General features: G+C 37.0%; 14 protein-coding genes and 2 tRNA genes. 14 read left to right on the forward strand and 2 right to left on the reverse strand.

Annotated elements, in window-relative coordinates:
• Positions 1-28: 28 nt before the first annotated feature.
• Both PHT93_RS11670 and purB read right to left on the reverse strand, forming a co-directional pair.
• The gene (locus tag PHT93_RS11670; RefSeq protein ID WP_300243112.1) at positions 29-1459 is read right to left on the reverse strand and encodes a pseudouridine synthase; all 1431 of its coding nucleotides are present in this window, start codon (positions 1457-1459) and stop codon (positions 29-31) included.
• Positions 1460-1519: 60 nt separating this feature from the next.
• On the reverse strand, positions 1520-2863 hold the full coding sequence (gene purB / locus PHT93_RS11675; RefSeq protein WP_300243114.1) for an adenylosuccinate lyase: 1344 nt from the start codon (positions 2861-2863) through the stop codon (positions 1520-1522).
• Positions 2864-3375: 512 nt separating this feature from the next.
• Here purB and PHT93_RS11680 point away from each other — a divergent pair.
• The 14 genes from PHT93_RS11680 to PHT93_RS11745 all read left to right on the forward strand — a co-directional run bounded on the left by PHT93_RS11680 (position 3376) and on the right by PHT93_RS11745 (position 14488).
• Positions 3376-3453: transfer RNA gene (locus tag PHT93_RS11680), tRNA-Val, on the forward strand.
• A gap of 26 nt (positions 3454-3479) precedes the next feature.
• Positions 3480-3554 (forward strand) — tRNA-Val (locus PHT93_RS11685).
• A gap of 306 nt (positions 3555-3860) precedes the next feature.
• On the forward strand, positions 3861-5066 hold the full coding sequence (locus tag PHT93_RS11690; RefSeq protein ID WP_300243116.1) for a site-specific integrase: 1206 nt from the start codon (positions 3861-3863) through the stop codon (positions 5064-5066).
• Between the two features lie 100 nt (positions 5067-5166).
• Complete coding sequence (locus tag PHT93_RS11695; protein ID WP_300243118.1) at positions 5167-5961, forward strand: helix-turn-helix domain-containing protein; 795 nt, start codon at positions 5167-5169, stop codon at positions 5959-5961.
• A gap of 78 nt (positions 5962-6039) precedes the next feature.
• Positions 6040-6789, forward strand: a complete 750-nt coding sequence (locus PHT93_RS11700) for an ABC transporter ATP-binding protein (RefSeq protein ID WP_300243120.1) — start codon at positions 6040-6042, stop codon at positions 6787-6789.
• A 28-nt stretch (positions 6790-6817) separates the two neighbouring features.
• Positions 6818-7387 (forward strand): ABC transporter permease, encoded by a 570-nt coding sequence (locus tag PHT93_RS11705; protein WP_300243122.1) that lies wholly within the window; start codon positions 6818-6820, stop codon positions 7385-7387.
• A 365-nt stretch (positions 7388-7752) separates the two neighbouring features.
• Entirely contained in the window at positions 7753-7983 is a 231-nt protein-coding gene (locus PHT93_RS11710; protein WP_300243125.1) for a hypothetical protein, read from the forward strand.
• Between the two features lie 22 nt (positions 7984-8005).
• Positions 8006-8392 carry an RteC domain-containing protein gene (locus tag PHT93_RS11715; protein ID WP_300243127.1) on the forward strand — a complete coding sequence of 129 codons (387 nt, stop codon included), beginning with the start codon at positions 8006-8008 and terminating at the stop codon, positions 8390-8392.
• Positions 8393-8542: 150 nt separating this feature from the next.
• A complete protein-coding gene (locus PHT93_RS11720) occupies positions 8543-8890 on the forward strand; it encodes a helix-turn-helix domain-containing protein (RefSeq protein WP_300243129.1) in 348 nt (115 codons plus the stop codon).
• A gap of 304 nt (positions 8891-9194) precedes the next feature.
• Positions 9195-9782, forward strand: a complete 588-nt coding sequence (locus PHT93_RS11725) for a BfmA/BtgA family mobilization protein (RefSeq protein WP_300243132.1) — start codon at positions 9195-9197, stop codon at positions 9780-9782.
• A gap of 2 nt (positions 9783-9784) precedes the next feature.
• Positions 9785-10711 (forward strand): DUF5712 family protein, encoded by a 927-nt coding sequence (locus tag PHT93_RS11730; RefSeq protein ID WP_300243134.1) that lies wholly within the window; start codon positions 9785-9787, stop codon positions 10709-10711.
• A 235-nt stretch (positions 10712-10946) separates the two neighbouring features.
• Positions 10947-11150, forward strand: coding sequence for a helix-turn-helix transcriptional regulator (locus PHT93_RS11735; protein WP_300243137.1), 204 nt, complete (start codon positions 10947-10949; stop codon positions 11148-11150).
• A gap of 11 nt (positions 11151-11161) precedes the next feature.
• Positions 11162-13450, forward strand: coding sequence for an AAA family ATPase (locus tag PHT93_RS11740; protein WP_300243140.1), 2289 nt, complete (start codon positions 11162-11164; stop codon positions 13448-13450).
• Positions 13451-13453: 3 nt separating this feature from the next.
• Positions 13454-14488 carry a virulence RhuM family protein gene (locus PHT93_RS11745; RefSeq protein WP_300243142.1) on the forward strand — a complete coding sequence of 345 codons (1035 nt, stop codon included), beginning with the start codon at positions 13454-13456 and terminating at the stop codon, positions 14486-14488.
• The last annotated feature ends 497 nt before the right edge of the window (positions 14489-14985 follow it).

Raw genomic sequence — 14985 nt, forward strand, 5'->3', positions numbered from 1 at the left:
TAAACGAACCGGCTAACCTAAAACTTATTTATTCAAAAGCACCCATTCTAAGTGCGTTTACTTCTCTTTCGTTCAGGTAACGCCATTTACCGCGACTTAAATTCTTTTTCGTCAAACCGGCGAAATACACCCGATCAAGTTTAGTGACGTGATAACCTAATGATTCGAAAATACGACGAACAATACGGTTTCTTCCCGAATGGATTTCTATACCAACCTGGCTTTTGTCCATCTCGTTTGCATAGCTGATAGCATCGGCATGAATCTCGCCATCTTCCAGTTCGATTCCATTCGCGATTTTTTCCATATCCTCAATCGCAACATTCTTGTCTAACCAAACATGATAGATTTTCTTTTTCTTCAAAGAAGGATGTGTCAGTTTAGATGCCAGATCACCATCATTTGTAAGTAAAAGAACCCCTGTTGTATTGCGGTCTAAACGGCCTACAGGATAAATACGCTCCTTACAAGCGTTTTTAACCAAATCCATCACAGTTAGCCTCTCCTGTGGATCATCTGATGTCGTCACACAGTTTTTCGGTTTATTCAAAACAATATAAACCTTGCTTTCGATCTGAACCTGACGATCTTGAAATTCCACTTTATCCTGGCGGGTAATCTTAGTTCCTAATTCAGTAACGACTACGTCATTTACTTTCACAACACCAGCCTGAATAAATTCGTCGGCTTCACGGCGAGAACAGACCCCTGCATTAGCAAGAAACTTGTTAAGACGGATCGGTTCATTCGGATCAGCCAATACTTCCTTATACTTTAATTGCTTCTGGAAATTGTATTTAGCATTCGGGTTATAATTACCAGTCCGTCTTTGAGGAGGACGATTACCATAGCCACCTTGTTGGCGATTATTATTATAACCACCACTCTGACGATTATTTCCGTAACTATTATTTCCGTAACCACCTTGGCGATTATTGTTTCCATAGGACGGACGATTTCCATATTGAGGATTATCGTACGAACTTGTACGGGCATCCCCCACTCTTGGTCTTCTTTTCTTAATATCCCCTGAAGCTCCCTCACCGGAAGGATTTGAAGAATAAGCCCTTACCGGCCTGTTATCGTATCCACCTCCCTGACGGTTATTGTACTGGTTTCCGCCGTAAGATCTGTCATAGTTGTTCCCATATGAAGGTCTGTTATATCCTCCCCCATCACGGTTGTCATATTGACGAGGTCTGCTATACCCTCCGTCGCGATTGTCATACTGACGAGGTCTGTTCTGATAATCACCATAGTTTGAGGATCTGTATCCTCCTCGGTCGTCCCTTGGAGATTGGTTGTAGGGCCTACGTTCATAGTTATTACCTTCCTGTCTTCCATACCCCCCTTGGTTGTAAGGTCTTCTATCACCTTCTGATTCTGTGTTTTCCCTTCTGATACTCGGTATCACTTTTCTAGGACGCGGTTGAGATTCATCTCTTTCTTCTGTACTCATTTTTCTAAATTAAATAAATTAACTAACTCAGCAACCTCACGGTCACCTACATGTTTCACACTAAATACCTGTATAATTATGAGGCGTTATTGCCTTCAGTTCTTCCTTTACTTTATCGCTAACATTTAATGTGTTAATAAAATTCGCTATCGAGTTTTCTGTTATTCCTTCATTTGTGCGAGTTAAAGCTTTTAAGGCTTCGTATGGCTTTGGATAACCTTCTCTTCTCAATACGGTTTGTATCCCTTCGGCAACAACTGCCCAGGATTGGTCCAAATCATTATATAATACTGTCTTATTTAATAACAATTTACCAAGCCCTTTTGTTAAGCTGGCAATTGCAATTTCTATATGAGCAAATGGAACACCCACATTTCTCAGAACAGTCGAGTCCGTTAAGTCACGCTGCAAGCGCGATATAGGCAATTTCGTTGCCAAATGATCAAGTATCGCATTTGCAATACCTAAATTTCCTTCTGCATTTTCAAAATCAATCGGATTCACTTTATGCGGCATCGCAGAAGAACCTACCTCCCCTTCTTTGATCTTTTGTTTAAAATATTCCATGGAAATATATTGCCAAAAGTCGCGACACAAATCAAGCAAAACCGTATTGATACGTCTCATCCCATCAAAAACAGCAGCCAGATTATCGTAATTCGAAATTTGAGTCGTGAATTCTTCCCTTTTCAATCCCAGAATATCATTCACAAAATGATTACCAAAAGCTTTCCAGTCTTGTTCCGGATAAGCCACATGATGCGCATTAAAATTACCGGTCGCCCCTCCGAATTTCGCAGAGACCGGAGCTGCTTCTAATAACACAAGCTGTTGTTCCAACCGATACACAAACACCATAACCTCCTTCCCTAAACGGGTAGGCGAAGCCGGTTGTCCGTGAGTCTTCGCTAACATAGGAATATCGCTCCACTCCTCAGCATAAGCTTTTAATAATGAGATTACATTCCTTAAATTAGGATAATACACCTCATTTAAAGCCTCTTTAATAGACAAAGGCACAGATGTATTATTAATATCCTGCGAAGTAAGTCCGAAATGAATAAACTCTTTATACTTCTCCAAACCCAATCGATCAAATTCTTCCTTAATAAAGTATTCAACCGCTTTTACATCATGATTTGTAATAGTTTCAATTTCCTTAATGCGGGAAGCATTCTCCTCCGAAAAATTCAAATAAATATCCCTCAACTCCTTCTCCACACCCTCAAGTCCTTCATTACGAAGCTGAGGAATATATTTCGAAAGAACAATGAAATATTCAATTTCAATCCGAACCCTATATTTAATAAGCGCATACTCAGAAAAATAAGCAGCTAAACATGCAGTTTTGTTCCTGTATCGTCCATCTACAGGAGAAATGGCAGTTAGTGTTGAAAGCATCATATATACAATATTATACAAGACTGCAAATATAATTTATTTATCCAATACAACAGGATAAAAAACATAATTTTCGAAACGACAGCATAATATTCATTCATATTCACACCCCGTAGCACATCTTATTCCTCTACGACCATTAAAACAAATCTGTCAACCTTTTTTAGGATAAGTCAATATTAGGATATAAGAAAATTTAAAAGCGCTTGGAAACGAATGTTGAGGCGCCTGGTTTTGAAAGTTGAAGCGCCTGGAAACGAAAGTTGAAGCGCCTCAAAATTTCCAAAATTACTATTTAATTCCAATCATAAGCGTAAACGACTTAGAATCAATCTGATATATATACTACAAAACAGATGAGCAAAAACAAATCTGCAAAGTGATCCATTTTAACAGAAAGAAGAGTTACTTCCACATAATCGGTAATCTTTTTTTATTTTTATCCCGATGAAACTTGGATGTAAATAAAAAAGATATATCTTTGCACCGTCTTAAGAGAAAGACATAAAAGTGAAGGGCGTTTAGCTCAGCTGGTTCAGAGCATCTGCCTTACAAGCAGAGGGTCGGCGGTTCGAATCCGTCAACGCCCACCACCTTCACAAAAACAAGAAAACATTTCGGGCGTTTAGCTCAGCTGGTTCAGAGCATCTGCCTTACAAGCAGAGGGTCGGCGGTTCGAATCCGTCAACGCCCACCGAGACATAAAATTGGTGGAAGTCAACAAAAGACAGATACTTCAATTAAGAGACAAGAATCCTGTTAGTCAATAGATTAACAGGATTCTTCTTTTTACACAACAGACACAACAGGACGGAAAAAGACAGATTAAGACAGTGGGTTCGTGTGCAAACCGTGTGTGAAAAACAACCTCAAATCCTGCACACGAATAGGGAAATAACCGACTGGTATTAAGCGTCTTACAATGACCTAACTTGGCGTTTTCAGGGCGATAAATCCTTTAGCGATAAACTATAATTTTGTCGAATTAAAAGGAGAAAAAATGAAAAGTACCTATCGTGTTCTGTTCTACATTAGAAAAACAAGACCTAACAAAGACGGTTTAGTAACAATTGCAATTCGTATTACAATTGATGGAGAATCTATTGAGTTTAATCCAAAGTTGTTTGTAAATCCCTTAATCTGGAATCCAATCGGACGAGCGGAAGGAAGAACTAAAGAGGCAAAAGAAATAAATGATGCTATAGATAAAATCCGTTCCGACTTAAAAAATCATTATCATGAGATTTATGAGAGAGACGGATTTGTTACTCCGGAAAAATTACGTGATGCCTATCTTGGCTTAGATATTCAAAAATATACCTTATTGTCAATGTATGATAGTTTGGTGGAACAAAAGCGCAATCTTGTGGATAAAGCTATCCGAAGTACCACCCTATCAAAATATACGGCAACGAGGAAACGGATAGAAGATTTTATTCTTCACCAATACAGCAAAAAAGATATGCCTTTGAGAGAAGTTAACTATCAATTTATTTCCGATTATGAGATATATCTCAAATCTGTATGTAATTGCGGACATAATTCATCAGTAAAGCATCTACGTTTTTTGAAGAAAGTATTAACTACGGCTTTGAAAGATAAGTATATATCCACAGACCCTTTTGATGATTACAAACTCGGATATAAACCGGTAAAAAAAGAATTTTTGATTGAGCCTGAAATCAAAAAGCTGATGAATAAGAAATTTGACTCGAAACGATTAGAAGAAGTCCGTGATGTGTTTTTATTTCAGATTTTCACGGGATTAGCTTACATCGATGCCGCAAATTTGACCGAAGAAAATATCATCGAAGATGGGTTCGGGCAGAAGTGGATACAGTTGACAAGGCAAAAGTCTTCTGTTCAGGCGAATATTCCATTGTTAGACGTTTCTTTGTCTATTCTGAAAAAGTATGAGGGATTAGAATTGCCTATTCACACGAATCAAAAGATGAACGAGTATTTGAAGGAAATTGCTGCTTTATGCGGTATAAATAAGCGACTTACAACACATTGCGGAAGGCACAGCTTCGGAACAATTATGCTGACTAAAGGAGTTTCCATCGAGAGCGTTTCAAAAATGCTGGGGCATACAAATATCACTACGACACAGATTTACGCAAAGGTTTTGAATCAGAAAATCTTTACGGAAGTCAATAAAGTTCGAGGGGAATTCGATGATATGATGAAATATTATAAACAGTGAATTAATTTCTAAATATCAAAAATGTCCTTTCTTTACAATTATATTAATGAAAGTAAATCTAACTTTGCCTGATATTAAGAAAGTTGTACTTTTGTAAAATATGGAAGAATTTAAAATCATAGCTCCTTCTTTGCTGTTAGCTCCGTACATCAAACACTACTGGTTTTTGAAAGCAGAAGTAAGTGACGACACACAACAACGAATTATCTCTGATGGGTATATATCTTTGGTTTTTCACAGAGGAGAGCAAATGAATTTTGCTTCTAACAATGCTTTGCAAGACAAAGCGTTTCTAAGTGGACAGTCCGTAGGATATTCTGATTTTATTCGAACGGGGAAGACAGATATGATTTGCGTCACTTTTCGACCTCACGGAGCAAGAATGTTCTTTCAATTTCCTATGAATGAACTATTCAATCGATCAATAGCTATTGATGTGTTGGGGTCGCCTAAGTTAAAAGAGTTGAATGACAGGTTGTTGTACACTCACAATACACAAATCTGTGTTGCTCATATTGAGTCGTTTCTTTTGAAATACTTACCATTATCTAAAGAATACAATTTCAGAAGGATGGCGGCGGTTGTACAATCTATTAATCAGGGAGAAACAAATATTCGCTCATTGGCACAAATCTGTTGTTTAAGTTACAAGCAATTCAGTCGCATTTTTGCTGAGTATATTGGCTGTAATAGCAAAGACTTTTTGCGTATCATACGCTTTCAACGTGCATTATATTTTATGCAGACATCTCCTCAAATTACTCTGACTAATCTGGCTATTGATTGTGGGTTCTACGACCAACCACATTTCGTGAGAGAGTTTAAACATTTCTCGGGTTATTCTCCGAGCGAATACCTATCTATCTGCTCTCCTTACTCTGATTATTTTGTATAAAGGGAATTCGTCCTTTTTATACAAGTCTAACGATTGCTTTCTCCATACTTTTGCTCCCAAAATATAAAGTATATAAAAATGGAAGCAGAAATCGTAGTTTCAAACTTAACAAAATGTTATTCTAACGGAACAGAAGCACTTCGGGGCATTAATCTTGAGGTAAAAAAGGGGGCATTCTTTACGCTGCTTGGCCCAAACGGAGCAGGAAAATCGACTCTTATTAAAGTATTAACGACTTTGCTCGAAAAAGATGCAGGGCTGTTTTCTATTGACGGAATCAATCCTGAGCATGAGAAATCGAAAATTCAGCGTTATATTGGAGTCGCGTCTCAGGACAATGAGATTGATCCGGGCGAAAAAGTTGAAAATCTACTGACTTTTCAAAGCAGGCTCTTCGGATTATCTACAGCAGATGCCAAATCAAGAACCGAAGAACTGATGGATACTTTTCAATTGTCGGAACAGCGTAAAAAAAAGGCGGGAATATTATCTGGCGGGAACAAGCGTAGATTGCATTGCGCCCTTGCATTGGTACATCGTCCTCAGGTACTTTTTCTTGATGAACCCACTGTAGGTATGGATCCACAGGCTCGGGCAAACTTTTGGGAAATTATTAATCTGTTGAATCAAAAGGAATATACGACTATTTTCCTCACAACTCAGTATTTGGACGAAGCAGATAAACATGCTAATGCTATGGCACTGATCCTCGATGGAAAAATAGAATACGATGGTACTATTTCCGGGTTTAAAAATCTTGTATCACAATCAGATTCCACATCTTTAGACGACAGTTACCTGAAATTTATACAATCATTCTCAAAGTAAATCACAACAACAATTCAAAATAGGAAAAATGAATAGTAATATATTATTGATACAGAGAGCGATCATAAAGTTAATAAAACAACCATCAGCACCATTAATGGGCTTTGGAATGAGTCTGTTTTTTCTGGTCGTATACAATGCCGGGATCGGCGGGATCGGTGCTTTAGATGCTTTTGCAGGTAAAGGATATTTGTCTTTTCTTTTCCCGATAGCGATAATCTCTTTAGCGATGGGTTCTTCTGCAGGAGCAGGACAAACACTCAATGCCGATATGCAATCGGGATATTTCAAACGTCTCTATTTTTCACCTGTTTCACGTTGGGCTCTCGTGATAGCTCCAATGATTGCCGACATTTTATCGTCACTATTTTTTACAGCTACATTACTTGGTATAGGCGCTATATTCGGAATAACATTCAGGTTTGGTATCTTATCCATATTGGGGATTTTATTACTATCGTTATTATGGTCTGTGACCCTATCCGGATTTTCAGCAGGCATAATGATTCGGACAGGACAACCCCAAAGTGCTGCTATTATTACAAATGCTGTATTCCCATTACTTTTCCTCAGTACCACTTTTTTGCCAAAGGACTAATTACAGCAAAATGGCTATTAACTGTTTCTTGGGGAAATCCGGTTACATATATCTTAGAGGGGTGCAGATACTTATTGGCGGGAACATCTGATGTTAAGTTTTTTAATATCGCCATTATTGTTTTTTCCATAACGACAATTATTTCGTTATCGTTTGCATTGTCAAGCGCAAGAAAAATGAAAATCTAAGAAACATAATCACTTTGATGCAAAACATATGTTTTGACATACTACTCAATTTATTCATTAATTTAAATATTACGCCTATGGATAGCTCTTAAAAATAAAAACAAAGCCACTAAAAAATCCAAAGGAGCAAGCAATCATAAATTCATATTATAAGTTTAAACAATAAAATAGTGGCTTATGGACAAAATTTTAAAGTTAAAGTTATTCAGGTTATTATCTGAATCCTCACTAAAAGTTACAAACGAAGAAATGCAAAATGCCTATGGGTGCTTTATGGAACAAGTAAGAGCAATCAGCCAATCCGAACAGAATTACTCTGAAACCTTTCGGATACTGAATATTACTCGTATTGAGTTAGTATTCATAGAATCGCTTTATCAGTACGGGCAGGGGGAAAAATGCGCTTAAATTTACCTACCTGCAAAAGGCATTGGCAATTCTTAATTCCGAATTAGAACTTCTTAATCTAAAAATCCGTTACCCGGAACAATTCCAACAATCAGAACCGGCAACATTCGAATCCGACCTTTATATTCTCCCCAAGTCGAAAGATTTGGGGATTGTTGCTTTGGGTGAGATTGTAATCGCCCTTTTCCTGTCAAAGAAGGTATTTCAACAGAACGGGAAACCCGCACACCTGAATCAGATTGCAGACGCTTTTCAAAAGATGTTCAACTGCAATTTTGGAAGCATCTACGATCAACAAGTAAAAGTATTCGACCGTAAACCTTTCAACCGGACGAAAGCCCTCGACTTCCTACGCAGCCTCATTCTCCGAAAGGATAAGGAAGTCGTAAACAAACAAGATGAAAAATAACCGTTTTTCAATAGCCTGAATACAAGATTATTGTGGAGAACTTTCGGGGGAGTAGTTAACTACTCCTCTTTTTCCGTTTCCCCATTCTGCTGTCCTTTGCTTCATCAATCGATTGAAAACAAGAATGTTTAATTAAAAAAATGAAGCAATATGTATATCAATAACGACGATTTTGAAACTTGGATGCAGAAGCTGTCCAAGAAGCTAACGGAAATAGGTCAGGATCTGAAATCCCTGATTAACACCTCCGATGTATTTGATGAAGACGAGAAGATTCTCGACAACCAGGATATGGCATTTCTTCTTAAAGTATCCAAGCGTACTTTGCAACGATACCGTTCAGATGGAAAGCTACGCTATTTTATGATCGGCCATAAAACTTATTACCGGGTAAATGATGTCCGGGAGTTTGTCCGTGAACATGCGGATGTCCAGACTTACAGGAATTTTGAAAGGAAGCACCCGAAAGCAAAAGACGAGGATAAAACTGATGAATGATTCTGCTTTTCCAAGCTTTAAACAGAATGGAGTAAATGAAGGAAGCTTGTTTGCAGTTTACGCCTCCTGTTAATGGCTCCGCATTCAGCAGAAACAACAACGCCCGACGGCTATGTTTGTTTCGCTGAATTAAGCAAGAGGGAACTGAACAAGTCCTGTTCTTTCCTCTTGCCCTGCGGGGCAAAGCCTTCGGCTTTAGTGCTTTATCCTAAAGCACAGTTATAACACTTGCTATAACTCGAATTGCTACACAATTCAATATAAGCAAGTTAAATATATAAATAGCTATAAAATAGTTATAACTATGACAAAACAGAATCGGAATATTGTATTTACCACCATTGCCATAGAGAATGCAACGGATAAACTTATCGAAAAGTTATGTAAACGCTATTCGCTGAAAAAAGGGGAAATAGTAAAATTGGCTTTTCAGTATCTGGTGAAAGCAAATATCAATCCCTCCGATGCTCCCGAATCTGTAAAATCGGAACTCGCCAAGATTAACAAACGACAGGATGATATTATCCGCTTTATACGGAACTATGAGGAAACACAACTAAATCCGATGATACGCACAAGCCATTCGATAGCAATCAAATTTGATACGATTGTCAAAGCATTGGAAACAGTTATTCTTTCACAGTTGGAGCAGAACCAAGAGAAATACAATAGCGTATTACACAGAATCAGTGACCAGTTCAGCAAACACGCCGATGTCATCAACAATCAAGGCGAGCAAATAGGGTCTTTATATCAGTTGCAGAAGAATGATAATACAAAGCTATTGAAATTGATTAGCCTTTATTCGGAATTGGCTACCTGTGGAGTGATGGAAGGTAGGCGGAAAGAGAATCTAAAAGCTGAAATAATGAACCTGATAAACGAGAAATAAGAATGAATATAGATTTCCCGCCACCGTCCAAAGGCACATATAACAATGCAGGCAGTAGCCGAAGGCTATGTAGCTATTTGGAGCACGAAGATATGGAACGCATGGAGCAAGGAATCTATACCGAAGGCTTCTTCAACCTGACAGATGATAGCCTGTATAAAGTCGATGTAATAAAGGATATCGACACCAATATTGGGCAGTTGATGAAAACCGATGCCAAGTTTTATGCTATCCACGTCAGCCCATCCGAAAAAGAACTGCAAAGGATGGGAAGTACAGAACAGGAACAGGCAGAAGCCATGAAACGGTATATCCGTGAAGTGTTTATTCCTGAATATGCCAAGAACTTCAACAAAGGATTATCGGCAGAAGATATAAAGTTTTTCGGTAAAATACATTTCAACCGGGACAGGTCAAACAATGAACTGAATATGCACTGCCATTTGATTGTCATCCGTAAAGACCAGACCAATAAAAAGAAGCTATCGCCATTAACTAATCACAAAAACACCAAGAAAGGGGCAATTAAAGGAGGATTTGACAGGACAAACCTATTCCGACAAGCGGAACAAGGATTTGATAAGCTGTTCGGCTACAACCGACCATTAACCGAATCCTTTGAATACTACAATACGATGAAGAACGGAAGCATTTCCGAGCAATTTAACATGCAGGCACAACAGATTTCCGATGAAAGAAAAAATACACAAGAAAATCAACAGGTTGCCAGTTTTGAAAACAAGTTTGCATATAAACAAGAAGCCAACCTTTCAAACAAGATTGAAAATAAACAAAATTCCACGTCTTCCGATTTAGGTCTATCATCTGTATTAGGGTTACTCACTCCCGAAACAGGAAACAGTGAAGATGAACCAATTCCGAAGAAAAAGAAAATAAAGAAGAAGCCCAAGTGGGGATTCAGGCGGTAGTGCGGTTGGTTCCGAAGTTATTTCCCGTGCCTATGTCGGTTATTTCCCGCTTATGGCTTCCCAGCCGTTTGGAAGGCGGAAGCCCGCGAGAATAACCAACGACACGAGAATAACTTCTACTGTCGCAGGGTAATAAAGCGACATTATAGCATTATGTTGAAAACTAAATGATAAGCAAAGATAAGATTATTAGATTAAATCACTACATTTGCAAAACACATCAATAATTTGACGAATGGAACTGAATCGATTGAAAGTTGTACTTGTAGAACAAAAACGCACAGGAAAATGGTTAGCTGAAAAACTTGGTAAGAATGAAGCTACTGTTTCCCGTTGGTGTGCGAATGTATCTCAACCTTCACTCGAAACTTTGTTTGCAATTGCAAAGGCGTTGGAGGTGGACGTGAGGGAGTTGATTGTGGACACGAAAGGGAATTAAAATATCTTTTTATGATAGAATCAATTATTCTAAAGAATGTAGCAACTTATGACTCTGTAACAGGGGCTGAAGTTAAGGACTTAAAGAAAGTTAACTTCTTTTTTGGATACAATGGTACAGGAAAATCAACCATTGCAAAGTACCTTTATAATATAGGTTTAGAAAACACTGATAGAAAAGATGATTTTAAAGATTGTTCTCAAAATGGTTATGATAAAAACAAACATCAAATTTTAGTATTTGATGATGTATTTGTAGAAGAAAATTTCAACAATAGCCCTATTCAAAAAGGCATTTTCTCATTAAACCAAACAAATGAAACGATAGACAGGCAAATTAAGGATGAAGAAAAAATAGTTGAAGAGTATGAGAAGTATATCTCAAATAAAGCTAATCTGATTGATTCTATAAAATCCGATAAAGCTCATAAAGAATTGGATTTACAGAATCAATGTTTTGAAGAAAGGCGCGTTTTTGATTCATTTTCTAAATTAGAAATCAAATATAGCCGAAATAAAGCCAACCATTTTAATGAAATAAAAACAATTCTACAAGCCGGAATTTCAAATATTCCATCTATAGAAGTTTTAACTGAAAGCTACAATTCACTTTACGAAAAAGATTTATTTGAAGTACAAGAAAAGGTTAATAGCAAATTATACAAAGAGATACGAGCAATAGAAAGCAAATTAGTTCCATTATTATCAGAAATCATAATCGGCAATGAAGATGTAAATATTGCGGCAATGATAAATTCTCTTAATGCAAGAAGTTGGGTCGAAATTGGAGTCGATTTTTTACCTCAAACCAATGGAATATGTCCTTTCTGTCAAAAAAAAACAATAACAGAAGATTTGAAAGAACAGTTCAGCAAATACTTTGACGAGACATATAAACAAAAAATTGAGCAAATTAAACTATTAAAAGAGCAATACAGACAATCTGTGAGCAGATTCTTCTCTAACATTCTAAAAATTCAAAATACATATAATCCAAATAATATTGTTTCAAATACATACATTGAATTACAAACCTTGCTCACTAAAAACATAGATATAATTGACGACAAAATTTTGAAATCTAATGAGAAAAAAAACATTATTTCATTAGCATCTTTCAAAACTCGATTATCAACTATTATTAGTCAGATAAAAGCCAATAATAATGACTTTACCCAAATCGATACACGGAAAAAAGCTCTGATGAAAAACATTTGGATATATATGTCATCAAGATGCCAAGAACGAATTCAAAAGTTTAATAAACGAAATGACCAATATGCAAGAGTTGAAACATTAGCAAATCTGCTAATTGTAAAAACAAAAGAAAAAGTCGAAGATTCCAAACAGAGAATAGAGACTTGGAGAACACAAACTGTCAATACAAAAGAAGCGGTTAGCAATATTAATCAGATTCTTAAAAATGCAGGGGTTAGTGGATTTGAAATTGCAGAAAAAGAAAAGATCAATAACATATCTCACTATTTTCTAAAAAGAAATGGGATGACAAGTAATAAACCTGTATTTAAAAGTTTAAGTGAAGGTGAAAAAAACTTCATATCATTCCTTTACTTTTACCAACTATGTATTGGAAGTGATGATATTGAAAAAAATAGTGCAAAGAAAAAAATTATTATAATAGATGACCCTGTTTCAAGTCTAGACAGTCAGGTTTTATTTGTAGTATCAACACTGGTCCATCAACTGATTTGGCAGAAAGGTAGTGATAAAGCAAATAGGAAGCTATTAAAAAGAGATTCTATAGAACAGGTTTTTATTTTAACTCACAACTTATATTTTTACAAAGAAGTAGCTCTTGGATATCGTCCAATATGTACGGACTGGTGGCATTATAAAGTTTATAAGGTCAATAATAAAACCACAATTGAAGGAGGTAAAGATAAGACGATTTTCGATGATTACACTTTAATGTGGAAAACACTACAAAGCATAAGTAAAAATATACCTGTTGATAAATCCCATAATATTACGATTTCTAATTTGATGAGGAGAATTGTAGATTCTTATGTAAATTTCATAGGGCTGGGACGTGATTCGTGGGGCGCTGTTTTTAATGAAAACACAGATTCTCCCAAATATTACATCAAATGCGCCTTTATATCAACCATTAATGATGAAAGCCATAAAGTTTCACCTCACGATAGTGCTTACTATCAAAAAATAACCAATGAACAGCCTCAAGTTCTATTTGATGTATTTAAGGATATTTTTAAAACTATCGGTAAAGAACATTACGAAATGATGATGGGAGAAGAGATCGCGACAGATAAAAAAGAATGAATCATGGCAAAAAAGAAACCTTTACAAATCCGTAACAGCACTGCCGAATTCCTCATTTTCACAAATCAAGCAAAGGAGGACGGTATTGAAGTCCGAGTTCAGGACGAAACGATTTGGCTCAGTCAAAAGTTAATGGCAACTTTGTTTGATTGCTCGACAGACAATATATCGCTGCATCTTAAAAACATATTCAAAGAAAACGAATTGGATGAAGGTTCAGTTACCGAGGAATTCTCGGTAACTGCATCAGATGGTAAAACCTACAAAACTAAGCACTATAATCTGGATGCGATTATTGCCGTCGGCTACCGTGTCAACTCCAAACGGGCAACAACTTTTCGTCAGTGGGCAACATCTGTTTTGCGAGATTATGCTATTCGGGGCTATGTTATTGACAAAAAGCGAATGGAAAACGGTACATTCCTCAATGAGGATTATTTTGAACACTTGCTTGCCGAAATCCGGGAAATTCGATTGAGTGAGCGCCGATTCTACCAAAAGATAACGGATATTTATGCTACGGCAATGGATTACAACAAGGATGCTGTTACCACAAAAGAGTTTTTTGCTAAAGTCCAAAATAAATTGCATTATGCTATACACGGTCATACCGCTGCCGAACTCATTATATCGAGAGCTAATGCTGAAAAGGAACATATGGGTTTAACTTCGTGGGAGAAAGCTCCTGATGGAAAAATAGTAAAAACAGATGTTTCCATAGCTAAAAACTACCTGACTGAAACTGAACTGGAATCATTAGGGCGTATCGTCAACGCTTATCTGGATTTGGCAGAAGATCGAGCAAAAAGACATATACCGATGACAATGGAAGATTGGGCAAAACGTTTGGATAGATTCTTGGAAGCAGACGACCGTGAAATCTTACAGAACAGCGGAAAGGTTACTGCATTAATAGCAAAATCTTTTGCGGAAAGCGAATTTGAAAAATATCGTATAGTACAAGACCGTCTGTTTGAATCCGATTTCGACAAGGAGATAAGGCGTCTTGAAGGCAGACAGGACAAACCGGAAAATTGAAAACGAGTTGAATATTTTTCAAAAAATCGCTTGTAAATATCCGAAAAACAGCTATTTTTGTGTCATAGTTAAAGCGATTTATTCGCATCTATTTCGCCTCAAAAAAGTGTGTGCAATCTGTGTGTGAAGAAAGGCACGAGAAAGTTAACACATTGATTATACAGGGCTTTGTTTGATTGAACAAGTTCCGTCAACGCCCACCGAAAGGCAAAAAGGTCGAAAGACAATAAAAGCCAAACAAAGACATAAAGTCTGTTAGTCAGTAGATTAGCAGACTTTTTTCTTTTTCACGACGGACACTTGAAGACGGCAAAAGACGGGTCAGTCCAAAAACCCGGTTGTTATTACACTTGGATTATGTCGTTTTTAAGTAAGCCTCCGGTAAACCACGTATTGCAGTTCTTTACAAATTGATATAACTAGCCTCGAGTAGGATCAAGTCTTATCCTATTTGGGGTTAGTTGGTACAAGTTTGGCCTATTCTTAACGAGTAGGAG

The sequence above is a fragment of the Massilibacteroides sp. genome, assembly GCF_028705895.1.
In the GTDB taxonomy this organism is placed as follows: domain Bacteria; phylum Bacteroidota; class Bacteroidia; order Bacteroidales; family Tannerellaceae; genus Massilibacteroides.

Coding starts and splice junctions, on each gene's coding strand:
- PHT93_RS11700 (WP_300243120.1), top strand. CDS start 6,040: ATGGAAGCAGAAATCGTAGTTTCAAACTTAACAAAATGTTATTCTAAC.
- PHT93_RS11710 (WP_300243125.1), top strand. CDS start 7,753: ATGGACAAAATTTTAAAGTTAAAGTTATTCAGGTTATTATCTGAATCC.
- PHT93_RS11695 (WP_300243118.1), top strand. CDS start 5,167: ATGGAAGAATTTAAAATCATAGCTCCTTCTTTGCTGTTAGCTCCGTAC.
- PHT93_RS11730 (WP_300243134.1), top strand. CDS start 9,785: ATGAATATAGATTTCCCGCCACCGTCCAAAGGCACATATAACAATGCA.
- PHT93_RS11740 (WP_300243140.1), top strand. CDS start 11,162: ATGATAGAATCAATTATTCTAAAGAATGTAGCAACTTATGACTCTGTA.
- PHT93_RS11720 (WP_300243129.1), top strand. CDS start 8,543: ATGTATATCAATAACGACGATTTTGAAACTTGGATGCAGAAGCTGTCC.
- PHT93_RS11725 (WP_300243132.1), top strand. CDS start 9,195: ATGACAAAACAGAATCGGAATATTGTATTTACCACCATTGCCATAGAG.
- PHT93_RS11670 (WP_300243112.1), bottom strand. CDS start 1,459: ATGAGTACAGAAGAAAGAGATGAATCTCAACCGCGTCCTAGAAAAGTG.
- PHT93_RS11735 (WP_300243137.1), top strand. CDS start 10,947: ATGGAACTGAATCGATTGAAAGTTGTACTTGTAGAACAAAAACGCACA.
- PHT93_RS11745 (WP_300243142.1), top strand. CDS start 13,454: ATGGCAAAAAAGAAACCTTTACAAATCCGTAACAGCACTGCCGAATTC.
- PHT93_RS11705 (WP_300243122.1), top strand. CDS start 6,818: ATGAATAGTAATATATTATTGATACAGAGAGCGATCATAAAGTTAATA.
- PHT93_RS11690 (WP_300243116.1), top strand. CDS start 3,861: ATGAAAAGTACCTATCGTGTTCTGTTCTACATTAGAAAAACAAGACCT.
- purB (WP_300243114.1), bottom strand. CDS start 2,863: ATGATGCTTTCAACACTAACTGCCATTTCTCCTGTAGATGGACGATAC.